The 24,066-nt window shown below is 72.0% G+C and carries 19 protein-coding genes; 16 read left to right on the top strand and 3 right to left on the bottom strand.

All coding sequences use genetic code 11. The features are described 5' to 3' along the window. Positions 1 to 80 precede the first annotated feature (80 nt). From GXB85_RS09320 to GXB85_RS09305, 4 genes are read left to right on the top strand one after another with little or no spacing between them, the layout of a single operon-like run. Positions 81 to 854 (top strand): ABC transporter ATP-binding protein, encoded by a 774-nt coding sequence (locus tag GXB85_RS09320; RefSeq protein ID WP_161917373.1) that lies wholly within the window; start codon positions 81 to 83, stop codon positions 852 to 854. Beyond that, positions 830 to 2,398, top strand: coding sequence for a hypothetical protein (locus tag GXB85_RS09315; RefSeq protein WP_161917372.1), 1,569 nt, complete (start codon positions 830 to 832; stop codon positions 2,396 to 2,398). The genes GXB85_RS09320 and GXB85_RS09315 overlap by 25 nt, the downstream gene beginning before the upstream one ends. Positions 2,399 to 2,423: 25 nt before the next feature. Then, positions 2,424 to 3,518, top strand: a complete 1,095-nt coding sequence (ychF, locus tag GXB85_RS09310) for a redox-regulated ATPase YchF (RefSeq protein ID WP_161917371.1) — start codon at positions 2,424 to 2,426, stop codon at positions 3,516 to 3,518. Positions 3,519 to 3,571: 53 nt separating this feature from the next. Continuing rightward, complete coding sequence (locus GXB85_RS09305) at positions 3,572 to 4,102, top strand: OsmC family protein (RefSeq protein ID WP_161917370.1); 531 nt, start codon at positions 3,572 to 3,574, stop codon at positions 4,100 to 4,102. Between the two features lie 58 nt (positions 4,103 to 4,160). Here the strand turns inward: GXB85_RS09305 and GXB85_RS09300 are convergent, their stop codons facing one another. Then, a complete protein-coding gene (locus GXB85_RS09300; RefSeq protein ID WP_161917369.1) occupies positions 4,161 to 4,859 on the bottom strand; it encodes a HEAT repeat domain-containing protein in 699 nt (232 codons plus the stop codon). 671 nt (positions 4,860 to 5,530) lie between these two features. Here GXB85_RS09300 and GXB85_RS09295 point away from each other — a divergent pair. From GXB85_RS09295 to GXB85_RS09285, 3 genes are all read left to right on the top strand, one after another. Beyond that, positions 5,531 to 7,369: an ABC transporter family substrate-binding protein gene (locus GXB85_RS09295; protein WP_161917368.1), complete on the top strand. Its 1,839-nt coding sequence runs from the start codon at positions 5,531 to 5,533 to the stop codon at positions 7,367 to 7,369. Positions 7,370 to 7,609: 240 nt separating this feature from the next. Next, positions 7,610 to 9,268, top strand: a complete 1,659-nt coding sequence (locus GXB85_RS09290) for an ABC transporter permease subunit (RefSeq protein ID WP_370524120.1) — start codon at positions 7,610 to 7,612, stop codon at positions 9,266 to 9,268. Continuing rightward, on the top strand, positions 9,265 to 10,278 hold the full coding sequence (locus GXB85_RS09285; RefSeq protein ID WP_161917367.1) for an ABC transporter permease: 1,014 nt from the start codon (positions 9,265 to 9,267) through the stop codon (positions 10,276 to 10,278). Before GXB85_RS09290 ends, GXB85_RS09285 begins: the two co-directional genes overlap by 4 nt. Positions 10,279 to 10,340: 62 nt before the next feature. On the opposite strand, the gene GXB85_RS09280 is transcribed toward GXB85_RS09285, so the two are convergent. Further along, positions 10,341 to 10,985: a PH domain-containing protein gene (locus GXB85_RS09280; RefSeq protein ID WP_370524119.1), complete on the bottom strand. Its 645-nt coding sequence runs from the start codon at positions 10,983 to 10,985 to the stop codon at positions 10,341 to 10,343. 103 nt (positions 10,986 to 11,088) lie between these two features. On the opposite strand from GXB85_RS09280, the gene GXB85_RS09275 reads away from it, so the two are divergent. The 6 genes from GXB85_RS09275 to GXB85_RS18660 all read left to right on the top strand — a co-directional run bounded on the left by GXB85_RS09275 (position 11,089) and on the right by GXB85_RS18660 (position 20,667). Further along, the gene (locus GXB85_RS09275) at positions 11,089 to 12,942 is read left to right on the top strand and encodes an ABC transporter ATP-binding protein (RefSeq protein WP_161917366.1); all 1,854 of its coding nucleotides are present in this window, start codon (positions 11,089 to 11,091) and stop codon (positions 12,940 to 12,942) included. A 150-nt stretch (positions 12,943 to 13,092) separates the two neighbouring features. Beyond that, entirely contained in the window at positions 13,093 to 15,003 is a 1,911-nt protein-coding gene (gene typA / locus GXB85_RS09270) for a translational GTPase TypA (RefSeq protein ID WP_161917365.1), read from the top strand. 75 nt (positions 15,004 to 15,078) lie between these two features. After that, a complete protein-coding gene (locus tag GXB85_RS09265; RefSeq protein ID WP_161917364.1) occupies positions 15,079 to 16,794 on the top strand; it encodes a BCCT family transporter in 1,716 nt (571 codons plus the stop codon). Continuing rightward, positions 16,791 to 17,696, top strand: coding sequence for a PIG-L family deacetylase (locus GXB85_RS09260; protein WP_161917363.1), 906 nt, complete (start codon positions 16,791 to 16,793; stop codon positions 17,694 to 17,696). Before GXB85_RS09265 ends, GXB85_RS09260 begins: the two co-directional genes overlap by 4 nt. 5 nt (positions 17,697 to 17,701) lie before the next feature. Next, positions 17,702 to 18,088: a hypothetical protein gene (locus GXB85_RS09255; RefSeq protein WP_161917362.1), complete on the top strand. Its 387-nt coding sequence runs from the start codon at positions 17,702 to 17,704 to the stop codon at positions 18,086 to 18,088. Positions 18,089 to 18,585: 497 nt separating this feature from the next. Then, the gene (locus GXB85_RS18660) at positions 18,586 to 20,667 is read left to right on the top strand and encodes a VanW family protein (protein WP_161917361.1); all 2,082 of its coding nucleotides are present in this window, start codon (positions 18,586 to 18,588) and stop codon (positions 20,665 to 20,667) included. A gap of 13 nt (positions 20,668 to 20,680) precedes the next feature. On the opposite strand, the gene GXB85_RS09245 is transcribed toward GXB85_RS18660, so the two are convergent. Next, positions 20,681 to 20,956 (bottom strand): hypothetical protein, encoded by a 276-nt coding sequence (locus tag GXB85_RS09245; RefSeq protein WP_202627766.1) that lies wholly within the window; start codon positions 20,954 to 20,956, stop codon positions 20,681 to 20,683. A gap of 59 nt (positions 20,957 to 21,015) precedes the next feature. On the opposite strand from GXB85_RS09245, the gene fdxA reads away from it, so the two are divergent. From fdxA to GXB85_RS09230, 3 genes are all read left to right on the top strand, one after another. Next, positions 21,016 to 21,342, top strand: coding sequence for a ferredoxin (fdxA, locus tag GXB85_RS09240; RefSeq protein WP_161917360.1), 327 nt, complete (start codon positions 21,016 to 21,018; stop codon positions 21,340 to 21,342). 11 nt (positions 21,343 to 21,353) lie between these two features. Further along, positions 21,354 to 22,481: a succinyldiaminopimelate transaminase gene (gene dapC / locus GXB85_RS09235; protein ID WP_161917359.1), complete on the top strand. Its 1,128-nt coding sequence runs from the start codon at positions 21,354 to 21,356 to the stop codon at positions 22,479 to 22,481. 260 nt (positions 22,482 to 22,741) lie between these two features. Next, a complete protein-coding gene (locus GXB85_RS09230; protein ID WP_161917358.1) occupies positions 22,742 to 24,040 on the top strand; it encodes a citrate synthase in 1,299 nt (432 codons plus the stop codon). The last annotated feature ends 26 nt before the right edge of the window (positions 24,041 to 24,066 follow it).

Here is a 24,066-nt window from a genome sequence, read left to right as displayed (position 1 = left end):
CTCGTGGGCGACGCGCGCGGCCGAGGTTCCGTCGCGCGACGGAGCCCGCGCGTCCTCGGTGCTGCCTAGGGTGGTGCTCGATGAACACGACCTCCGCCCCGGTCCTCGAGGTTCGCGGGCTCACCAAGGCCTTCGACCGCAAGGTCGCCGTCGCCGGCATCGACCTCAGCGTGCCTGCCGGTTCCTTCTACGGCCTCGTCGGGCCCAACGGAGCGGGCAAGACGACCACGCTCTCGATGGCCACCGGCCTGCTGCGTCCGGACCACGGTCAGGTGCTCGTCCAGGGCGTCGACCTGTGGGCCGACCCGACGCGCGTCAAGGGCATGCTCGGTGTGCTTCCCGACGGCGTCCGGCTCTTCGACCGGCTGACGGGCCTCCAGCTCCTCACCTACGCGGGCCTGCTCCAGGGCCTGGAGCGCGCGACGGTCGAGCGTCGCGCGCACGAGCTGCTCGCCGCGCTCGATCTGGCGGGCGACGCGCACGGGCTGGTCGTGGACTACTCGGCGGGCATGACCAAGAAGATCGCCCTCGCGTGCGCGCTCGTGCACGCCCCGCGCCTGCTCGTGCTCGACGAGCCGTTCGAGTCGGTGGACCCCGTGTCCGCCGCCAACATCCGCGAGATCCTCGCGGGCTACGTCCGCACGGGTGGCACGGTGATCGTGTCGTCGCACGTGATGGACCTGGTCCAGCGCATGTGCGACCACGTCGCGGTCATCGCCGCAGGGCACGTGCTCGCGGCCGGCACGGTCGATGAGGTGCGTGCGGGCCAGAGCCTCGAGGACCGTTTCGTCGACCTCGTCGGAGGCCGGACGACCGGGGAGGGGCTCGCGTGGTTGCACACCTCGTCCGACTGAAGCTGACGCTGCTCGGCAACGGGCTGCGGCGCAGCGCCTGGCAGGTCGTCGGGCTCGTGTTCGCCCTCCTGTACGCGCTGGGTGCCGTGCTCGGTTGCCTCGCCGGGCTCGTGGCCCTGAGCTTCGCGGGGGCTCCGCTGCGCTCCGACGTGCTGGTCGTCGCGGGCGCGCTCCTCGTGCTGGGCTGGTGGGTCGTCCCCCTGCTCGCGTTCGGGGCCGACGCGAGCCTCGACCCCGACCGCTTCGCGCTCTTCCCCGTGCCGCGCCGCGACCTGCTGCTGGGTCTCGCGGTCGCGACGCTCGTCGGCGTCCCGGGGGCGGCGACGACCGTGCTGGCCGCAGGCAGCGCGGCCTCGTGGTGGAGCAGCCCGCTCGCCCTCGTCGTCGGGCTCGTCGGTGCCGTGCTGGGACTCGCGACGTGCGTCCTGGGCTCGCGCGCCCTCACGACGTCCCTCTCCCACCTGGTGGGCGGACGGCGGTTCCGCGAGCTCATGGCGGTGCTCGTCCTCGTGCCCGTCTTCCTGCTCGGGCCCCTCCTCAACGCCGTCGGCGAGGGCCTCCAGGGTGCGGCCGACGTGATCCCGGACGCGGCCGGCGCCCTGGGCTGGACGCCTCTCGGAGCGCCGTGGGCCCTCGCGGGTGACGTCGCTGCGGGCCGCTGGGGCGCGGCAGGGGCCCGGCTGGTCATCTCGGCGGCCACGGTGGCGCTGCTCGCGCTGGTCTGGCACCGCGCCCTCGGCGCGGCGCTCGAGCGACCGCGGCGCGTCTCGTCCTCGCGTGTGCGCACGCGAGGGGCGGGCGCGTTCGGCGTGCTGCCGCCCACGCCCACCGGCGCGATCGCCGCACGGGCGGTCACGTACTGGGTCCGCGACCCGAGGTACGCGGCTGCCGTCGTGATCGTCCCGCTGCTGCCGGTCCTCGCGTGGTTCGCGGGCGGTGAGCGCGGCGGGGGCCTCATGCTCGCCGTCGGACCCGTGACCGCCTACCTGCTGGGCTGGGCGATCTCGGCCGACATCGCGTACGACAGCACCGCGTTCTGGACGCACGTCGCCGCGCCCGTGCGTGGTCTCCAGGACCGTGCGGGGCGCGTCGTCGCCGCCGTCGTCGTCGGCGTGCCTGCGACCCTCGTCATGACCATCGCCTCCCTGGCCCTCGCCGGCCGCTGGGACACGGCGTTGCCCGTCGTCGCCCTCGGGCTGGGTGTCCTCATGACGTCCCTCGGGGTCTCGAGCGTCGCCTCCGCCCAGGTCGTCTACCCCGTGCCGAAGCCGGGGGACAACCCGTTCTCGTCCCCCCAGGGCGGCAGCAGCGCCGCGATGGTCGTCCAGCTCGTGGGCTCCCTCGTGCTCGGGGTGCTCCTGCTCCCGGGAGTCGGCCTGACCATCGCCGCGGTCGTCACGGGGAACCCCGCTCTCGCGGTCGCCGCCGTCGCCGTCTCTCTCGGCCTCGGGGCCGTGCTCCTGGTGGTCGGTGTGCGCGTGGGCGCGGCGGCCTACGACAGGCGTGCGCCCGACCTGCTCGCCAAGCTCGTCGCGATGCGCTGAGCCGAGGCCCGTAGACTCGTCGCCCGTGGCTCTCACCATCGGCATCGTCGGCCTGCCCAACGTCGGCAAGTCCACCCTGTTCAACGCCCTGACCCGCAACCAGGTGCTCGCCGCGAACTACCCGTTCGCGACCATCGAGCCGAACGTCGGCGTGGTCCCTCTGCCCGACCCCCGGCTCGAGACGCTCGCGGAGATCTTCGGCAGCGAGCGCATCGTGCCGGCGACCGTCTCGTTCGTGGACATCGCGGGCATCGTGCGTGGCGCGAGCGAGGGGGAGGGGCTCGGCAACAAGTTCCTCGCGAACATCCGCGAGGCGGACGCGATCTGCCAGGTGGTGCGCACCTTCTCCGACGACGACGTCGTGCACGTCGAGGGCCGCATCCACCCGGCCGACGACATCGAGACGGTCAACACCGAGCTCGTCCTCGCCGACCTCCAGACCGTCGAGCGCGCCCTGCCGCGGCTCGAGAAGGAGGTCCGCGGCAAGAAGACGGACCAGGCCGTCCTGACCGCCGCCCAGCGCGCCCACGAGGTGCTCGCCGAGGGCAGCACGTTGTTCGCCGCACGTGAGCGGCTCGAGAAGGCGGGCGTGGACCCGGCCGCGCTACGCGAGCTCCAGCTGCTCACCACCAAGCCCTTCATCTACGTCTTCAACACCGACGACGCGGGGCTCGCGGACGAGTCGACCAGGGCCGAGCTGCGCGCGATGGTCGCGCCGGCCGACTGCGTGTTCCTCGACGCCAAGCTCGAGTCGGAGCTCGTCGAGCTCGATGCCGAGGACGCCGCGGAGATGCTCGCGGCCTCGGGGCAGGAGGAGGCGGGCCTCGACCAGCTCGCGCGCGTCGGCTTCCACACGCTCGGCCTGCAGACCTACCTGACGGCGGGTCCCAAGGAGGCCCGGGCATGGACCATCCGCAAGGGCTGGACGGCGCCCCAGGCGGCCGGCGTGATCCACACGGACTTCGAGCGCGGCTTCATCAAGGCCGAGGTCATCTCGTTCGACGACCTCGTGGAGGCGGGGTCGATCGCCGCGGCGCGTTCGGCAGGCAAGGCCCGCGTCGAGGGCAAGGACTACGTCATGGCCGACGGCGACGTGGTCGAGTTCCGCTTCAACGTGTAGTCGAGCGGGGTGGGTGGTCGAGGCACGCGAGGCTCGCGGCCTACGATCGCGTCATGTCGACGCCCACCTCGTCCGAGCTCCGTGACCTGCAGCGTCCCCTCAAGGAGCGCTACCGCGAGGACCCGGAGGCCGCGCGGATCCCGGCACGCGCCGTCGCTCGGGTGAGCACGGACGGGATCAGCGCCGACGTCGACGGCTGGGCGGGCACGACGACCGCTGGCCTGCACCCGGCGGCCGGCGGTGACGGGTCGCTCGCGTGCTCGGCGGACCTGCTGCTCGACGCGGTCGCGGCGTGCGCCGGCGTGACGTTGCGCAGCGTGGCGATCGCGATGGGTGTCGAGCTCCGTGCCGCCACGGTCGAGGTGGAGGGCCACTGGGACGCCCGGGGGACGCTGGCGGTGGACCGGTCGGTCCCGGTCGGTCTCACCGATGTCGAGATCACCTTTCATCTCGAGACCGACGCGGACCAGGCGACGCAGGACAAGCTCGTCCAGCTCGCCGAGCGGTACTGCGTCGTCGCACAGACGCTCGCGTCCCCTCCGCGGCTCTCCGTGCGTCGGCAGGCTCCCGACGCCACGGACTGATCGGTCGGACGACGTCGTCGGGTCCCGCTCCGACGTGTGACGGGCAACGGCCGGGGCGTCAGAGGAGGCGGGCCAGCCGTGCCTTGGCCCGGTTCTGGCGCACGATCCAGACGACGTCGGGGTCGGTGGAGCCCGAGAGTGCGAGGAACGCCGGGAGGCCGCGTTCCGGGTCAGCGGCCACGGCCACACTCCAGCAGTAGCCCAAGGCCTGCCGCAGCACGCGCACGTCGGGCCGGCGACGGTCCTCACGCGGCAGGGCGGCGAGGGACGTCGTGACCCTCGCACACGTGTCGAGAGCGGCCGCGGCCGTGTCCGGGGCCCGGAGCAGCCGCGGCTCGCAGATCCCGGCGACCGCGGCCCGCTGGACCAGCGGGTCGGCGTCAGCGGCCCAGGTCGAGCACAGCCGCAGCAGTCGCGCCGGGTCGGCGTCGCCGAGGCGCTGGAGCGCCATCGCGACCGCCTCCCGCACCCGCCAGCGGGAGTCCCGGGCGTGCCCGTGGAGGAGGCGCTCGACGTCGTCTCCCGCGCCCTCGCCCAGCAGCCGGCCCAGGCCGACGACGCCGCAGAAGACGAGGTACTCGTCCCCGGTGGACACCAGTGCGTCGAGGGTGCGTGCGTCGGCCTCCTCTCCGACCGCGCGCGCCAGCTCGATGTTGCCGCGGGGTCCCGGGAGGCCCGACTGCGTCGTCAGGTACGTCGGCCACGTGTCGACCGGGAGCCTCGCAAGGGTGTCGCGGTAGTCGTCGACCCGGCTCACCGGCGTGCGCCCGGGGCCGGTAGGCGCCGCTTGCGGACCATGGCTCCTCCTCGTCAGGGCGGGTGGCTCCCGGGCGTCGCTCCCACGGTCTGCGACGCGAGCAGCACTCTCCAGGGGCGTACGTCCCGTCTTCTGGTGCGTGCACGGCGCCGGCTCGGAAGCGGGCAGCGGCCCGATGCGTCGTGCCGAACGTTCGCCCGGGGGCCGGGAACCGTGTCAGTCCGGGCGACCCGGACACACGCGAGCCAGATCGTGTGTGTCCGGCAGGTTACGGATGTGACTGGCGCCACAGGCCCTCAGAGCGGTTTCGTCTCAGCAGACAACATCCGGAGCGACGACCTGCTAGTGCCCGGCCGTCAGCCCTTCAACGGATGATCTCGGAGGTCGCTCGCTGCCCCACGCGCGGAATCCGTTGCCGCTGCTGCGGTTCTCGATTGCACGGGGGTGAGGGGTGGGCAAACCGAATCTCACGAGATGAGACGTACCGGCCAGTATCGAATAGGTAACGATCAGAACGGGCCCCCCGAGGGCATCCCAAATGCCGGAATCTTCGGCTGTACGCTCGCCGAATCCATGGTGGAGCTCCCACCACGGGTGTGCTCGGACGGGCCCCAGGCCCGGCCCGGTCCCCGTGGAGCCGGGGGCGCGCCACATCCTTGTCAGGAGGAACAGTGAAGATCAGGCGAATCGGTGCCGCGGGCGCCATCGTCGCGACGGGCGCGCTCGTGCTGAGCGCGTGCTCCACCCCGGGTGGGAGCGAGATCGTCGAGGACACCTCTGTCAGCGTCGGCTGGAACCAGTCGTTCTACTCGCAGAACAACCTCACGGACACCGGCAACGCGACGGCCAACGCGAACATCATCTACTTGACCAACGCCCAGTTCAACTACTACGACGGCGAGCTCAACATCGCCAAGAACGAGGACTTCGGCACCTACGAGGTGACCTCCGAGGACCCGTTCACCGTCGAGTACACGGTCAACGAGGGTGTCACCTGGTCGGACGGCGCGCCCGTCGACGCCTACGACGTGTTCCTCTACTGGGCCGCCCAGAACGACCGCTGGGACAACGTCGAGCCCGAGTACGACGAAGAGTTCAACATCATCAACCAGGACGAGATCGACGCGGGCGTCTACTTCAGCTCGTCCTCGCCCGCCGCCAACCTGATCTCGGGCATGCCGGAGATCAGCAACGACGGCCGCACCGTGACCTTCGTCTACGACGAGCCGCGCTCCGACTGGGAGGTCTCGATCCAGCCCTCGCCCGTCGCCGCGCACGCCATCGCCGGCATCGCGCTCGACGTCGAGGACGCCGAGGAGGCCAAGCAGCGCGTCTACGACGCCTTCGCCAACGACGTGACCGAGGACCTCTCGGCCATCGCGAAGACCTGGAACACCGGCTTCGACTTCACCTCGCTGCCCGACGACGAGCGCATGTACCTCTCGTCCGGCGCGTACGTCATGACCGAGTTCGTCGAGGGCCAGTACCTCACGGTCACCGCGCGCGACGACTACGAGTGGGGCCCCAAGCCCAAGGTCGAGGCCATCACCGTCCGCTACAACGAGGACCCGCTGGCCTCGGCCACCGCGCTCCAGAACGGTGAGGTCGACCTGATCTCGCCGCAGGCGTCGGTCGACCTGGTCGCGACCCTCGAGGGCATGGACGGCGTGTCCTACCAGGGCACCGCCGAGGGCACCTACGAGCACGTGGACGTCGTGTTCAACAACGGTGGCCCGTTCGACCCGGCCACCTACGGCGGCGACGAGGAGACCGCGCGCCTCGTGCGCCAGGCCTTCCTGCTCTCGGTCCCGCGTGACGAGATCCTCGAGAAGCTGATCCTCCCGATCGACCCCGAGGCCGTGCTGCGTGACTCGCACAACCTCGTCCCCTCGGCTCCGAACTACGACGAGGTCGTCTCCAACAACGGCTCCGAGTTCTACAGCCACGACGACGAGGCCAACCGCCAGAAGGCGATCGAGCTGCTGGCCGAGGCCGGCGTCGAGACCCCGATCGACGTGCGCTTCCTGTACGGCGAGGGCAACGTCCGCCGCGAGAACCAGTTCGAGCTCATCTCGAACTCGGCCTCGCAGGTCGGCTTCAACCTGGTGGACGAGGGCGACGTCGCGTGGGGTGGCCGCCTCGCGCAGCCCACGACCTACGACGCGTCCCTCTTCGGCTGGCAGTCGACGAGCACCTTCGCGCTCAACGGCCAGGCGAACTTCATCACGGGTGGCGTCAACAACTTCGGCGGGTACTCGTCGGAGAGCATGGACGCCTTCTGGGACGAGCTGTCGACCAACACCGACCCGGAGCGTGAGACCGAGCTCCTGATCGACATCGAGAGCGAGCTCAACGAGGCCGGCTTCTCGGTCCCGATCTTCCAGCACCCCGGCGTGATGGCCTGGCGCGACGTGCTCGAGGGCACCTCGACCATCGCCCTGTCGCCGACCATCTTCTGGAACTACTGGGAGTGGGAGATCAGCGCCGAGGACAGCATCGAGACCGAGTGATCTCGCGTCCACGACGCTGACACGCACGACAGGTGGGGCGCCGCGGTCCAGCCGCGGCGCCCCACCGCCGTCCCGGGCACGTCCGGGACGGCGGTCGCGGACCCGACCCGCGACCAGCACCACCCAGGCCCGCACCCGGGCCGCCTCGTGCGCCCGCCACCGCGGCGCGTACGAACCCCTCCGCAGGTCCGCGTAGACTCACGCCGACCATGACCCACGTCCAGCGAGGTCCAGCACCCCATGGCAACCTCAGTGTCGAGCCGCGCCGGGAGTGACGAGCAGGCGGTCTCCGCCGCCCCCGTCAGCCCCACCGGCCCCCGCGCGCGGCTCCGCTCGAGCGGACCGATGCTCGCCTTCATCGGCAGGCGCATCCTCTCGTCAGCGATCGTCCTCCTCGGGGCGACCTTCATCGTCTACATGCTCCTGGCGATCGCCCTCGACCCGCTCGAGGACCTCTACACGAGCTCGGCGCCCAACAAGGAGCAGCTGATCCAGCAGCGCATCGACGCGCTCGACCTGGACACGCCCGCCCCGCTGCGGTACCTGAGCTGGCTCGGTGGCGCGGCCCAGTGCATCCCGGCCGCCGTCGGCATCGGCACGTGCGACCTCGGGACGAGCTGGGTCACCAACCAGCCCGTCACCGCGATGCTCAGCACCGCGATCCCGTCGACGCTCACGCTGATCACGATGTCGACCTTCACGGCGATCGCGCTGGGCATCACGGTCGGTATCGCGAGCGCGCTGCGCCAGTACACCGGGTTCGACTACGGCGTGACGTTCATGTCGTTCGTCCTGTACTCGCTGCCGTCGTTCTGGGTCGCGGTGCTGCTCAAGCTGTGGGGCGCGATCGGCTTCAACGACTTCCTCGCCGATCCACGGATCTCACCACCCGCGATCGCGGGGCTCGCCCTGCTGGGCGGCCTCATCTGGCAGGCGATCGTGGGCGGTGCAGCTCAGCGACGCGCCGTCGTGTTCGGCGTGTCCGCCCTCGCGACCGCCGCGATGCTCTTCTTCATCTCGGCGAGCGGCTGGCTGCTCGACCCGAGCCTCGGCATCGTCGTCATCACGGTGCTCGGCGTCGCGATCGCCTTCGGCGTCACCGCCGTCGCCGCGGGCCTGCGCAACCGCAGGGCGCTGTACTCGGCGCTCACCGCCGTCGCGCTCGGCGCGGCGCTGTACTACCCGCTCCAGTACCTCTTCTACTACGCGGCCAGTGGGCCGATGATGATCGGGCTCGGTCTGGTCGCGATCGCGTCGGGCGTGCTGATCGGCTGGCTCTGGGGCGGCCCCGACCGCGGGCAGTCGATGCGTGCGGCGGCGATCACGGCCCTCTTCGTCGCGGCGTTGACCTTCGTCGACCGCCTCATGGGCGTGTGGCAGGTCTACTCGAGCTCGAGCCGTATCGCGGGCCGGCCGATCGCGACCATCGGCTCGCAGACGCCCGGGCTCTCGGGCGACTTCTGGGTCGAGACGATGGACACGTACACCCACCTGATCCTGCCGACGATCGCGCTGATCCTGATCTCGTTCGCCTCGTACACGCGGTACTCGCGGGCGAGCCTGCTCGAGGTGATGAACCAGGACTACATCCGCACGGCGCGGGCCAAGGGCCTGCCCGAGCGGATCGTCACGGTGCGCCACGCGTTCCGCAACGCGCTCATCCCGCTCGCCACGATCGTCCCGCTCGACATCGCCAACCTGTTCGGCGGCGCGATCATCACCGAGCGGATCTTCGCGTGGAGCGGCATGGGGACACTGTTCCTGCGCGGCCTCAACGACAAGGACGCCGACCCGGTGATGGGGTACTTCATCGTGGTGGGCACGGCGCTCGTCGTCGCGAACATCCTCGTCGACTTCATCTACGCCGCTCTCGACCCCAGGATCCGGGTGAACGCATGACCACGCCGACGCCGAAGGTCCCCGAGCACGGCGGGACCGTCACCGAGGAGAACGTCGAGAACGCGATCGAGCTCAAGGAGGTCGAGGGCCTCTCGCAGGGCCGCATCGTCTTCCGGCGCTTCATCCGTCACCGCGGAGCCATGACGGCGGCCGTCGTGCTGGTGGGCATCGTGCTCCTCGCCACCACGTCGATCGGCTGGGGGCCCATCCCCGGCTGGTGGGACTACACCTACCGGCAGCAGCTCCCCATCGCGCAGGCCGGCGGGGCCCCGACCATGGGCTTCGACGGTGGCTTCACGATCGGCGAGCACCCGTTCGGCCAGGACAACATCGGCAAGGACGTCTTCGCGCTCGTGATGCGCGGGACGCAGCAGTCGCTGCTCGTCATGACGATCATCGGGCTCGTGGCGAGCGCGATCGGCATCGTCATGGGCGCGATCGCGGGCTACTTCCGGGGACGCATCGACAACCTGCTGATGCGCTTCACGGACATGGTCATCACGCTGCCCATCATCATGATCGGCGCGATCCTCGGTGTGCTGGTGGGTGGGGCGAACCCGATCACCCTCGCGCTGGCCCTGAGCCTCGTCACGTGGACGTCGATGGCCCGGCTGGTGCGCGGCGAGTTCCTGTCGCTGCGTGAGCGCGAGTTCGTCGACGCGGCCCGCGTGGCCGGCGCGAGCAGCACGCGCATCATGTTCAAGCACATGCTGCCCAACGCGGTGGGCGTGATCATCGTCAACACGACGCTGCTCATGGCCTCGGCGATCCTGCTCGAGACCGCGCTCAGCTACCTCGGCTTCGGCATCACGGCCCCGGACGTGTCGCTCGGCAACCTCATCAACGAGTACCAGACGGCGTTCGCCACGCGGCCCTGGCTGTTCTGGTGGCCCGGTCTGTTCATCGTGACGATCGCGCTGTGCGTGAACTTCATCGGCGACGGCCTGCGCGACGCCTTCGACCCGCGGCAGCGGCGCATCCCGAGCCAGCGCAAGATGGCGAAGGGCTGACGGTGCCCGTCAGCAACCCGGCGCGAGCGAGCTTCGCGGCGCGCGTCGTCCGGCCGGGCGGGTCAGACCTGCGCCGCCAGCACGGCGACCGCAGCGAGCGCGGCCACGGCGAGGGCCTCGAGCAGGTGCCAGCGCACCTGGGGGCGGTCGTGCTCGAGCCGGGGGTCGTCCAGGTAGCCGGCGTCCCGCAGGGCCTCCCAGCGACGGCGCACGTGCGCGGCGGCCTGGCCCGACGCCGACGTGATGAGGTCGCCCGGACGGGCGCCTCCCACGTAGGTGGACTCGGGCAGGTGCTCGAGGTCGGCCGGGCTCGCGCCGAGGGTCTGCATGCGGCTCGGGGCGGGAGCCGCCCAGGCCGCGTAGGTCCCGTACGCGGTCTCGAGCGTCAGCGCGTACTTGGTGTCGATGCGCACGATGGCGGTCCAGGGCAGGTGCACGGTGCGCAGCACGTTGCGCAGCTCGACCCCGCCGTCGCTCACGAGCACCGCGGGCCGGCCGAGCACGGCCCACACGACGAGAGCCGGCAGCGCGAGTGCCGGGCCGTAGCGCAGCGCGTCGACAGGCTCCTGCACGAGGGTCACCACCCACGCCACGGCGCAGAGCACCGCGACCGCCCACGTGAGCACGCGTCCGCTGCGGGCCCGGAACTCGATCGTCGTGCCGTCACCTGGCCGCACGCCGTCCGGCGCGCCGTCGTCGCTGCTCACGCCCCCATCCTCCCAGACCTCCGCGGTCGGCTCCTGAGCCCCGCGAGCCCCGTGCCCGCCGCCCCGTGCGGCGTGCACCGTGACGAAAGGACACGGTCCCACCGTGGTTGCTGACGCCCCTGCCGTGGACGAGAAGGCCCCGATCCTCGAGGTCGAGGGCCTCGGTGTGGAGTTCTACGTCGAGGGGGAGTGGTTCCCCGCCGCGATCGACCTGAGCTACGAGGTGCGCCCGGGCGAGGTGCTCGCCATCGTCGGCGAGTCCGGCTCCGGCAAGACGCAGTCCTCGATGTCGCTCATCGGCCTTCTGCCGCGCAACGGGCGGGCCAGCGGCTCGGCGAAGCTCGGGGGCCGCGAGCTCATCGGTCTGAGCCACAAGCAGCTGTCGCGCGTGCGCGGCAACGACGTGGCGGTGATCTTCCAGGAGCCCATGACGGCGCTGAACCCCGTCTACACCGTCGGGTTCCAGATCGTCGAGACGCTCCGCACGCACTTCGACATCGGCCCCAAGGCCGCGCGCGCCCGCGCGATCGAGCTGCTCACGCTCGTGGACATCCCGCAGCCCGAGAAGTCGGTCGACAAGTACCCGCACCAGCTCTCGGGCGGCCAGCGGCAGCGCGCGATGATCGCGCAGGCGCTCGCGTGCGACCCCAAGCTGCTCATCGCGGACGAGCCGACGACGGCCCTCGACGTCACGGTGCAGGCCGAGATCCTCAAGCTCATGCGCGACCTGCGCAGCCGCATCGACTCGGGGATCATCCTCATCACCCACGACATGGGTGTGGTCGCCGACCTCGCCGACCGCGTGATCGTGATGAAGAACGGCCGGATCGTCGAGAGCGGGACGGCCGACCAGATCTACAACCGACCGCAGCACGCGTACACGCGGCAGCTGCTCGACGCCGTGCCCCACCTGGGCAAGTCGGGTGAGGAGGACGAGGGCACGTCGTCGACGACGGCGACGCCCGCGGCCGCCGACGAGGCGGCCCGCGCCGGCGCGACCGAGGGCGAGCCGGCGGCCATGGACGCGCGCGGGCTCGTGATCGAGTACCCCGGCCGCGGTCGTGTTCCCGCCTTCCGCGCGGTCGACGAGATCGACCTGCAGATCGGACGGGGCGAGGTCGTGGGTCTCGTCGGTGAGTCCGGCTCGGGCAAGACGACCGTGGGCCGAGCGGTCGTCGGGCTGCTGCCCGTCGCGGGCGGCTCGCTCACCATCGACGGCCAGGAGATGGGCGGGATCGGCGTCAAGGAGCTGCGCGAGCTGCGCAAGCACGTGTCGATCGTCTTCCAGGACCCGGGCTCGTCGCTCAACCCGCGCCTGCCGATCGGTGAGTCGATCGGTGAGCCGCTCAAGCTCCAGAAGATCGCCAAGGGTGCCGAGCTCGACCGTCGTGTCGAGACGCTGCTCGATCAGGTGCACCTCGCGCGCAGCATGCGCAACCGGTACCCGCACGAGCTCTCGGGCGGTCAGCGTCAGCGTGTCGGCATCGCCCGCGCGCTCGCGCTCAACCCGAAGCTGCTCGTGGCCGACGAGCCCACGTCGGCCCTCGACGTCTCGGTCCAGGCCAAGGTGCTCGAGCTCTTCCAGGAGCTCCAGCGCGAGCACGGGTTCGCGTGCCTGTTCATCAGCCACGACCTCGCCGTGGTCGAGCTGCTCTCGAGCCGCATCGCGGTGATGCACAAGGGCAAGCTCGTCGAGCAGGGACCGCGGGACCAGATCCTGCGCGACCCGCAGCACTCCTACACCCGCCGCCTCCTCTCGGCCGTCCCGGTGCCGGACCCCGCCGAGCAGAAGATCCGCCGCGAGGAGCGCGACCGGCTTCTCGAGGAGGAGCTCGTGCGCTCAGGCGTGCACGTGCCGCGTACCGACCGGTCGGGTGTCGAGAGGACCGAGGGCCAGATGCAGGCCGAGGTCGACGCACGGCGGGCGGGCCGGCAGGGCAGCACCTCCGGATTCTGATCCGCGGGGCCCGTCGGCAGCGGGCGTGGGACGTGGCGGTCCGACGAGGGCCGCTGCGTGTAAAATCGGGCGGCGCGCGTGTGATGCCGCCGTGCGCCGCCCGGCTCGAGCCTCGGCCGAGCTCTCCCACCTCCTGAGATGAGTCCCCGCATGCCTGTGCGCTCCGACCTGCGCAACGTCGCGATCGTCGCCCACGTCGACCACGGCAAGACCACCCTCGTCGACGCCATGCTCTGGCAGGCCGGCTCGTTCGGCGCGCACGCCCACGTCGACGAGCGCGCGATGGACTCGGGGGACCTCGAGCGCGAGAAGGGCATCACGATCCTCGCCAAGAACACGGCGGTCCGGTACGCGGGTCCGGCGGCCGCCGCCGCGGGGCACGCGGACGGCATCACGATCAACGTGATCGACACCCCGGGTCACGCCGACTTCGGCGGTGAGGTCGAGCGCGGTCTGTCCATGGTGGACGGCGTCGTGCTGCTCGTCGACGCGAGCGAGGGGCCCCTCCCGCAGACCCGGTTCGTGCTGCGCAAGGCCCTCGCGGCCAAGCTCCCGGTGATCCTCGTGGTCAACAAGGTCGACCGTCCCGACTCGCGCATCGAGGAGGTCGTGCACGAGGCGACCGACCTGCTGCTGGGACTCGCGAGCGACCTGCACGAGGACGTGCCGGACCTCGACCTCGACGCGATCCTCGACGTCCCCGTGGTCTACGCGGCCGCCAAGGCGGGACGCGCCTCCCTGAACCAGCCCGCCGACGGCGGTCTGCCGGACTCGGAGAACCTCGAGCCGCTGTTCGCCACGATCCTCGAGAAGATCCCCGCCCCCACGTATGACGAGGGCGCGCCGCTCCAGGCCCACGTGACCAACCTCGACGCGTCGCCGTTCCTCGGCCGCCTCGCGCTGCTCCGGGTGTTCAACGGGACCCTGCGCAAGGGGCAGCAGGTCGCCTGGGCCCGTCAGGACGGGACCCTCCAGAACGTCAAGATCACCGAGCTGCTCGAGACCAAGGCGCTCGAGCGCGTCCCGACCGACTCCGCCGGCCCGGGGGACATCGTCGCCGTCGCAGGCATCGCCGACATCACGATCGGCGAGACGCTCACCGACCCGGACGACCCGCGCCCCCTGCCGCTCATCACCGTCGACGACCCGGCGATCTCGATGACCATCGGCATCAACACCTCCCCCCTCGCGGGCAAGGGAGGCAAGGGTCACAAGGTCACGGCGCGCCAGGTCAAGGACCGCCTCGACGCCGAGCTCATCGGCAACGTCTCGCTGCGCGTGCTCCCGACCGAGCGTCCCGACGCCTGGGAGGTCCAGGGCCGTGGTGAGCTGGCCCTCGCGATCCTCGTCGAGCAGATGCGCCGCGAGGGCTTCGAGCTGACCGTGGGCAAGCCGCAGGTCGTCACGAAGACGATCGACGGCAAGGTGCACGAGCCGATGGAGCACATGACCATCGACGTGCCCGAGGAGTACCTCGGCGCGGTGACCCAGCTCCTCGCGCAGCGCAAGGGCCGCATGGAGACCATGAGCAACCACGGCACCGGCTGGGTGCGCATGGAGTTCGTGGTGCCCGCGCGCGGTCTCATCGGCTTCCGGACGCAGTTCCTCACCGAGACGCGCGGCACCGGCATCGCGTCGTCGATCTCGCACGGCTACGAGCCGTGGGCCGGCGCGATCGAGACGCGGAACACCGGGTCGCTCGTCGCCGACCGCGCGGGCAAGGTCACGCCGTTCGCGATGATCAACCTGCAGGAGCGCGGCTCGTTCTTCGTCGAGCCCACGCACGAGGTGTACGAGGGCCAGGTCGTCGGCGAGAACTCGCGCAACGAGGACATGGACGTGAACATCACCAAGGAGAAGAAGCTCACGAACATGCGGTCCTCGACGGCCGACTCGTTCGAGAACCTCGTGCCGCCGCGCAAGCTCACGCTCGAGGAGTCGCTCGAGTTCGCGCGCGAGGACGAGTGCGTCGAGGTGACCCCCGAGATCGTGCGGATCCGCAAGGTCGTGCTCGACCAGACCGAGCGCGCCCGTCTGACGGCACGCGCCAAGCGGGGCTGAGGGCCGCGGTCGGCGTCGCGCCGACGGTGTGCGTCGCCGCGCGGACGACGGCGCGCTCTGCCAGTCTTGGGGTTCATGGCGACCCCCACGCGTGTCGAGCCCGCCCTGCCCGCGTACGGCCGCGGTCGCGGTGGCGTCGAACGTCGGGTCTTCTGGCCCGCGCTCGTCGTCATCGTGGTCGTGTCGGCCCTTGCGATCGCCTTCCCCGCGGCCGCCGAGAGCACGATCGGTGCCATCCAGGAGAACGTGATCGGGGCGTTCGGCTGGTACTACGTGCTGATCGTCGCGGGGTTCGTCGCGTTCTCCCTGTGGGTGGGCCTCGGCCGCTGGGGCGACGTCATGCTCGGGGACGACGACGACACCCCGGAGTTCAGCCTGGGCGCGTGGTTCTCGATGCTGTTCGCGGCGGGCATGGGCATCGGCCTCGTCTTCTGGGGCGTCGCCGAGCCCCTGTCGCACTTCGCCAACCCCAAGCCGGGCGTGGTCGGTGCGCCCGAGCGCATCGCCGAGACCGCGATGGCGCAGACGTACCTGCACTGGGGCGTGCACGCGTGGGCGATCTACGTCGTCGTCGGCCTCGGGCTCGCCTACGCGATCCACCGCAAGAAGCGACCGGTCTCGATCCGCTGGGCGCTCGAACCGCTGCTGGGGGACAGGGTCAAGGGCCGCACCGGCGACGTCATCGACGTCACGGCGGTGGTGGGCACCATCTTCGGCGTCGCGACGTCCCTCGGGCTCGGCGTCCTCCAGATCGGCGCGGGCCTCGAGCACATCGGCGTCGCCGACCAGAGCACGACCGTGCAGGTCGTGCTCATCGTGGTGATCACCGCGCTCGCGACGGCATCGGTCGTGTCGGGCCTCGACAAGGGGCTCAAGTGGTTGTCGAACATCAACGTCGCGACGGCGGGCGTGCTGCTCGTCGTGCTGCTGCTGCTCGGCCCTACGTTGTTCCTGCTGCGTGACTTCGTCCAGTCGTTGGGCGTGTACCTCGCGAACGTCATCCCCATGACCTTCAACGTGAGCGCGTGGGCCGGCGCCGAGGGGGAGGCGTGGCAGGCCGCCTGGACCACCTTCTACTGGGGCTGGTGGATCTCGTGGGCGCCCTTCGTCGGGGTGTTCATCGCCCGGATCTCGAGGGGCCGCACGGTCCGTGAGTTCGTGGCCGGCGTCCTCCTCGTCCCGACGCTCATCACGTTCCTCTGGTTCTCCGTGCTCGGCGGGAGCGCGATCTACCGCGAGCTCTTCGGCGACGGCGGCCTGATCGCCGCCGACGGCTCGGTGGTACCCGAGAACGCGCTGTTCGACCTGGTGGGCGACCTTCCCTGGGGTGGCCTGATCTCGGTGGTCGTGATCTGCCTGGTCGCGCTGTTCTTCATCACCTCCTCGGACTCTGGCTCGCTCGTGGTCGCGATGCTCTCGAGCGGTGGCAACCCGCACCCGAGCACGCCGGTCCGGGTGACGTGGGCCGTCCTCGAGGGGCTTCTCGCGATCGCCCTGCTGGTCGCGGGCGGGCTCCTGGCGCTGCAGACCGCGGCCATCCTCATCGCGCTGCCCTTCAGCGTGGTGATGATCGGTATCGCCGTCGCGACCACGCGTGCGTTGCACGGCGAGCACCAGCGCTACCTGCGCGCCCAGCGGCGCGAGCTGCGCGACCGGCTCGCTGCCCACGTCGCCGAGCGGCTCGGTGCGGCCGAGGAGACCGGGGCCACCGCAGGCCCGGACGCCACGAGGGCGCCCGCACCCCGCCCACGGCTCCGGCGCCCGGGCGCCGGGCGAGGCGGGCCCGCGTGAGCGGTCGGGGCCTGCTCGCGGTCCACGCGCATCCCGACGACGAGACCCTGAGCACGGGCGCGCTGCTCGCGACGTGGGCTGCGGCCGGCCTGCCGGTGACGGTCGTGACGTGCACGCGCGGCGAGCGTGGTGAGGTCATCCCGGCCGGGCTCGCGCACCTCGAGGGCTCGCCCGAGCTCGCGGCGCACCGCGTGTCGGAGCTGCGCGACGCCCTGGCCTCGCTCGGCGTGGGCGACCACGTGCTCCTCGACGAGGTGGAGGACGCCGCGGGCGCCGAGGGCGCCCGGTTCGCCGACTCGGGCATGGCCTGGGTCGCAGACGGTCGCGCGGGCGCCGCTGCCGACCTCCCGCCCGACGCGTTCGTCGCGGTGCCCGTCGACGATGCTGCGCACCGGCTGCTGTCGGTGCTGCGTGACCGGCGGCCCGCGGTGGTCGTGGGCTACGAGCCGGACGGCGGGTACGGCCACCCCGACCACGTGCACGCCCACCGCGTGCTGATGCGTGCCGTCGAGCTGCTCGAGCCGGACGAGCGTCCCCTCGTGCTCTGGGCCGCGGTCGACGAGCGGGTGTGGCGACGGGCGGTCGCCGATCTCGGCCCTGTGCCGACCGGGACCGTGCGGATCGACCCGACCGGCGGTGCGCCGTCGGCCGTGGTCGTGTCCGGGCAGGTGGACGTCCGGATCGACGTCGTCCCGGTGCTCGACCGCGTGCTCGGGGCGCTCGCGGCGCACGCGACCCAGGTGCGCCTGCTCGACGAGGTCGAGCACGGCCCCGCGGCGCTCGGGGCGTTCGCGCTGAGCAACGACGTGGTCCAGCCGCTCCTCCCGCAGGAGGCCTACCGGGTCGTCTCGGGTGGGGTGTGGGACGGCTGGCCCGACGGCGTGGTGGCGCGGGTACCCTGACGCGCGTGCAGCCGATCCGCCCGCGTGACGTGGCCAGGCACCTCGGCCTGCTCGCGCTCGGCGTCCTGGTGTCGCTGGTGGGCACCGGCGTGCACCGGGCGTCGCCGCCGTGGGGACTCGTGCTCGCGCTGCTGGTCGTGGTCGCCGCCGGTGTGCTGGCGCGCGCGTGGGTCGGCTGGACCGGCCTGCTCACGGTCGGCCTCGCCGTGGTCACGACCGTCGCCGTGCTCGCCAGCCGCGGTCCCGGCGGGGACGTGCTGGTGGCCCTCGACGCGCTCGGGGTCGTCTGGTACTGCGGCGGTGCCGCCGTCGGGGTCGCCGCGGTGCTGCCACGGCGCTGGTTCCTTGACACCGCGGTCGGGGCCACGGGGCCCGGTGCGGCGGCCCCGTAGAATCGCGCGCGGTGCCGGGCACACGCGGTACGGGACACAGGGGGACGAGCAGCGCATGACGACGAGCGGCGCATGACGGAGAGCACGGGATGACCGAGGGACGCCCGCTGGACGACACGGCACGTGCGAACGAGCCCACGGCGCCGGAGCCGGACGACACCACGTCGAACGGCACGGCGGCCGGACGAGAGCCCGCGCCGGAGCCGGCCGCACCCGCGGAGGTGCCGCAGACCGCTGCCGAGCCCGCCGAGGAGCCGGAGCCTGCACAGGCGCCCGGGTCCACGTCAGAGCCGGAGCAGCCGGCGACCCCTGCGTCCGCTGCAGAACCTGAGCCCGCGGGGGAGCCTGAGCTCGCCGAAGAGCCCGGGCCTGCCGAAGGTCCCGACCCCACTGAAGGGTCCGCACCTGCCGAAGAGCCGGCGCCCGCCGGGGAGCCCGCGTCCGCGCCCGAGGTGACGACGGGAGCTGTGACGGAGCCCGCGGGGGAGCCGGAGCACGTGGGAGCGCCGGAGCCGACGCCGGCGCCGGAGCGGGAGCCGACGCCCGAGGGGGCGTCGGAGGACGTCGCCCCCACCACGGTCCCGTCGTCCGACGACGTGCGCGAGCCGGGTCCGGCCACGTCTTCGGAGGAGCCGCTCACCGCCGCGGCACCCCAAGGCCCCGGCGACGTCAGCTCGTCGGGCGACGACGCGACCGTCGTGCTCCCGCCCGTCCCGTCACCGGCGGAGGCGCCCCGCCGTACCTCGGCCCTCGGCCGTCACGAGGAGCCCTCTACGGAGCCGGCCGCGACCGACCCGACGGAGGCCGAGGCCTCCGCGCCGAGCGAGCCCACGCACACCCACTCGCCGATCGACGTCTTCCCGGACGACGAGCGCTCCCGTCGCTGGCCGCGCGTGCTCGGTATCGCCGCGGCCGTCGTCGTCGTGCTCGGAGGGCTCTACGTCGGTGCGCTGTGGCTGTGGTCGGACCGCGTGCCCCCGGGGACCACCGTCGCGGGCGTCGAGGTGGGCGGCCTCACCGCCGACCAGGCGGTCTCCCTGCTCGACGAGCAGCTCGCGGCCGCGGAGACCGAGCCGGTGCCCGTCTCCGCGGGCGACAAGCGCACGACCCTGGACCCGGTCGTCGCGGGCCTCACGGCCGACCACCGCGCGACCGTCGAGGGGGTCACGGGCTTCGGCCTCGAGCCCGCGCGGCTGTGGCGTCAGGTGTTCGGGGGGGACGCCGTGCCGCCGGTCACCGAGGTGGACGAGGCGGCACTGGACGCAGCCCTGACCGAGGTCGCCGAGGGACTCGAGAGCCCGCCGGTCGACGGCACGGTCGTCTTCGTGGACGGTGCTCCGCAGAGCACGGCGTCCGAGACGGGTACCGGGGTGGACGTCGAGGCCGCGGAGCGGCTGCTGGTGGACGAGTGGCTCACCGCTCCCCGCCCCGTGGAGCTCCCGACCGAGGTCCTCGAGCCGGCGATCGACGACGCCGAGGTGGAGCGCGCGCTCGCCGAGCTCGCGCGGCCGCTCGTCGACGCACCCGTGACGGTCACCGTCGGCGAGAGTCGTGCCGAGCTCCCCGCCGAGGTGCTCGCGGCGCACGCGAGCCTCGTTCCTGAGGGCGAGGCGCTCGTGCTCGAGCTCGACGGCGAGGCGCTCGTCGAGGAGGTCGTCGCACGGATACCCGACCTGCTCAGCGAGCCGACCGACGCGCGGTTCGAGTTCGTCGACGGCGCCCCCGTGATCCAGCCGGGGGTGCCGGGCACCACGCTCGACCCCGAGGCGGTCGCGACGGCGCTCGCCGCGGTCGCGACCTCGGGGGCCGACCGCACGGCCGCGCTCGAGCTGGTCGAGACCGACCCGGCCGAGTCGACCGCCGCGCTCGAGGCCCTCGGGGTGGTCGAGGTGGTCTCGGAGTTCTCGACCCCGCTCACGAGCGAACCGCGTCGCACGAAGAACATCATCAACGGCGCGTCGAAGGTCAACGGGACCCTGGTCCGCCCCGACGAGGAGTTCAGCCTCACCGAGGCGCTCGGGCCGGTGGACGGCGTCAACGGGTTCGTCCAGGCGGGCGCGATCGTCAACGGCGAGCACACCGACGCGTGGGGCGGTGGTCTGTCGCAGCTGTCGACGACCACCTACAACGCGGCCTACTTCGCGGGGTTCGAGGACGTCGAGCACCACCCTCACTCGGAGTGGTTCGCGCGTTACCCGGAGGGCCGCGAGGCGACGATCTTCACGGGCACCCTGGACATGCGCTTCCGCAACACGACGCCGTACGGGGCGTTGCTCCAGGCGTACGTCACGGGTGGTCGCCTGCACGTCCGCGTGTGGAGCACGCCGCACTTCGAGGTCGAGAGCTCGACGAGCGGCCGGTCGAACGTGGTGTCGCCCACGACCGTCTACTCGAGCTCACCCACGTGCGCGCCGCAGTCCGCCGGGAACCCCGGGTTCACGGTCACGGTCACGCGCGTGGTCAGGCTCGAGGGCGAGGAGGTCGACCGCGAGTCCTGGACGGTGCGGTACCGACCTCAGAACCGGGTCGTGTGCGGTGAGCCGCCGTCGGCCGACGACGACGAGGACGAGGACGAGTGATCCTCGGCTGAGGTCACCCTCGGCGTGGTCCCCGTCGCGGGGGAGCGGGCGGGACGAGCTTGCCGAGGCCGATCTCGTGCGCGGGGACCCGCACGTCGCCCCGGCGCGTGCGCACCTCGACGCCGTCCTCGTCGCGCGCGATCAGCTCGCCGAGCACGTCGCTCCAGCCGTCGTCGACGCGTCTGCGGACCACGACACGCGCACCGACGGGCCACGTGGTCCACGGGGCGGGGTGGGCCCGGCCCGCGGGCGGGGTCTCACCCGGACCATCCGTCGCGTGTCGTCCCACGTGGGGGATACTAGGGGCGCGCCGACAGGTGCGCTCTCGACCGCTGTGGAGGACCGCTCGTGACCTACGTCATCGCCCAGCCCTGTGTGGACGTCAAGGACAAGGCGTGCATCGAGGAGTGTCCGGTCGACTGCATCTACGAGGGCAAGCGATCGCTCTACATCCACCCGGACGAGTGCGTCGACTGCGGTGCGTGCGAGCCCGTCTGCCCCGTCGAGGCGATCTACTACGAGGACGACGTCCCGGAGCAGTGGAGCGAGTACTACAAGGCGAACGTCGAGTTCTTCGACGCGATCGGCTCGCCGGGCGGCGCGGCCAAGCTCGGTGAGATCGACCACGACCACCCGATCGTCGCCGCCCTCCCGCCGCAGCAGACCGAGGCCTGAGCGGGTCGGGCATGGGCCTGCACGGCGACGCGCTGCCCGACTTCCCCTGGGACGGCCTGCGCCCGTATGCGGACACCGCGCGCGCCCACCCCGACGGCTTGGTCGACCTGTCGGTCGGCACGCCGGTCGACCCCACACCGCCGGTGGTGCGCGAGGCGCTGTGCGCAGCGGCCGACGCACCCGGCTATCCGACCACCCACGGCACGGCGGAGCTGCGCGAGGCCGTCGCGGCCTGGTTCGCGCGGCGGCGCGGCGTACCCGGCCTCGACCCGGCCGCGGTGCTGCCGACCGTCGGGTCCAAGGAGCTCGTCGCCCTGCTGCCCTCATGGCTCGGGCTGGGCGCGGGCGACGTCGTCGTGCACCCCGAGGCCGCCTACCCGACGTACGACGTGGGTGCGAGGCTCGCGGGCGCGGACCCGCTGCCGGCCGACGACGTCGCCGTGTGGGCCGGTCGCGACGACGTGCGCCTGGTCTGGCTGAACTCGCCCTCCAACCCCACCGGCCAGGTGCTCGACGTCGACGCGATGCGCGCCGTGGTCGAGGCCGCCCGGCGGATCGGCGCCGTGGTCGCGAGCGACGAGTGCTATGCGCTGCTCGCGTGGGACGAGCCGTACGCGAGCGAGGGGGTGCCGAGCGTGCTCGACCCGCGCGTGTGCGGGGGGCGGCACGACGACCTGCTCGTGGTCCACTCGCTCTCGAAGCAGTCCAACCTCGCGGGCTACCGGGCGGCGTTCGCCGCGGGCGACGAGCGGCTCGTACGACGCCTGCTCGAGGTGCGCAAGCACGCCGGGATGATGGTGCCCGCTCCCGTCCAGGCGGCGATGGTCGCGGCGCTGGGGGATGACGACCACGTGGCCGAGCAGCTCGGGCGCTACCGGCGACGGCGTGCGCGGCTGCGGACGGCGCTCGAGAGCGCAGGGTTCGAGGTCGACGGCTCGCCCGCGGGCCTGTACCTGTGGGTCCGCGCCCCAGGGGCGGGCCAGGACTGCTGGCGGACGGTCGAGGACCTCGCGGGCCTCGGGATCCTCGTCGCGCCGGGCTCCTTCTACGGTCCGGCGGCGGCCCGGCACGTGCGGGTCGCCCTCACGGCTCCCGACGACGCCGTCGAACGCGCCGCCGCCCGTCTCACCGGGGCGTGACGAGGATCACGCGACGTGGGGAACGATTCCTCCCACCTCTCGGTGCCGGAAGAGCCCGGCTTGGCCTAGTCTTGGCACGCACGTGACGCCCGCGAGGCCTGCCGACGTCGTCGGGCCTGTGACGGGAATCACCTGGACCAGGGGACGTTCGACCCTGGCCGATTGGGACCGCGCACCGTGGCGCAGGTACGGTCGACCGGGCGGACGAGCCCGGAGCACGGACGGACGTCGACACGATCGCGTCCCGAGGAGGAGACCCCATGGCTGAGGCCCCGAAGACCCCGGTCGAGCTGCGCGCCGACGACCGCACGCTCGAGCTGCCGCGGGTCTCCGCGACCGCGGGGAACGACGGGATCGTCGTCTCCTCGTTGCTCAAGGAGACGGGGCTGGTGACCGTCGACCCCGGCTTCATGAACACCGCGTCGTGCGAGTCCGAGATCACCTACATCGACGGTGACGCGGGCGTGCTGCAGTACCGCGGCTACCCGATCGAGCAGCTCGCCGAGCACTCGTCGTTCCTCGAGGTCGCCTACCTGCTCACGCATGGTGAGCTGCCGAGCGCGGACGAGCTGTCGGCCTTCGTCGAGCGCGTCGAGCGCCACACCCACCTCCACGACAACTTCAAGGCGCTGATCGGCGCGTTCCCCACGAACGCCCACCCGATGGCGGTGCTGTCGAGCGCGGTCTCCGCGCTGCCCGGCTACTACCCCGAGAGCGTGGACCCGTTCGACCCCGCGACGGTCGAGCTCGCGACCGTGCTGCTGCTGGCGAAGGTCCCCACGATCGCCGCCTACGCGCACCGGCGCGCCCTGGGCCAGGAGATGATCGGCCCCGAGAAGGGCCGCGGCTACGTGGCCGACTTCCTGCGGATGGCGTTCCAGCCCAACGGCGAGTCGTGGGACCCGGAGCCCGCGATGGTGCGCGCGCTCGACGTGCTCCTGCTGCTGCACGCCGACCACGAGCAGAACTGCTCGACGTCGACGGTGCGGATCGTGGGCTCGAGCCACGCCAACCTCTACGCGTCCGTGTCGGCGGGCATCAACGCACTGTCCGGGCCGCTGCACGGCGGCGCGAACGAGGCCGTGCTGCGCATGCTCACGCAGATCCAGGAGAACGGCGGCGACGCCACCGAGTTCATGCGCAAGGTCAAGAACAAGGAGGACGGCGTCCGTCTCATGGGCTTCGGCCACCGGGTCTACAAGAACTACGACCCGCGGGCCGCGATCGTGAAGAAGGCCGCGGACGACGTGCTCTCGAGCCTCGGCAAGCGGGACGAGATGCTGGACATCGCGATGCGCCTCGAGGAGATCGCGCTGAGCGACGACTACTTCATCGAGCGCAAGCTCTACCCGAACGTCGACTTCTACACCGGTCTGCTCTACAAGGCCATGGGCTTCCCGACGCAGATGTTCACGCCGCTGTTCGCGGTCGGGCGCATGCCCGGCTGGATCGCGCAGTGGCGCGAGATGATGGCCGACCCGGCGACCAAGATCGGTCGCCCGCGGCAGATCTACACGGGCCCGACGACGCGCGACTACGTCCCGGCCGACCAGCGCTGAGCCGCAGGACCACCTCGACGACGGCG

Origin of the sequence: Cellulomonas sp. APG4, assembly GCF_009996735.1 — a bacterium.
Classification (GTDB): Bacteria; Actinomycetota; Actinomycetes; order Actinomycetales; family Cellulomonadaceae; genus Actinotalea.
This window is presented reverse-complemented; position numbering and strand designations above follow the sequence as displayed.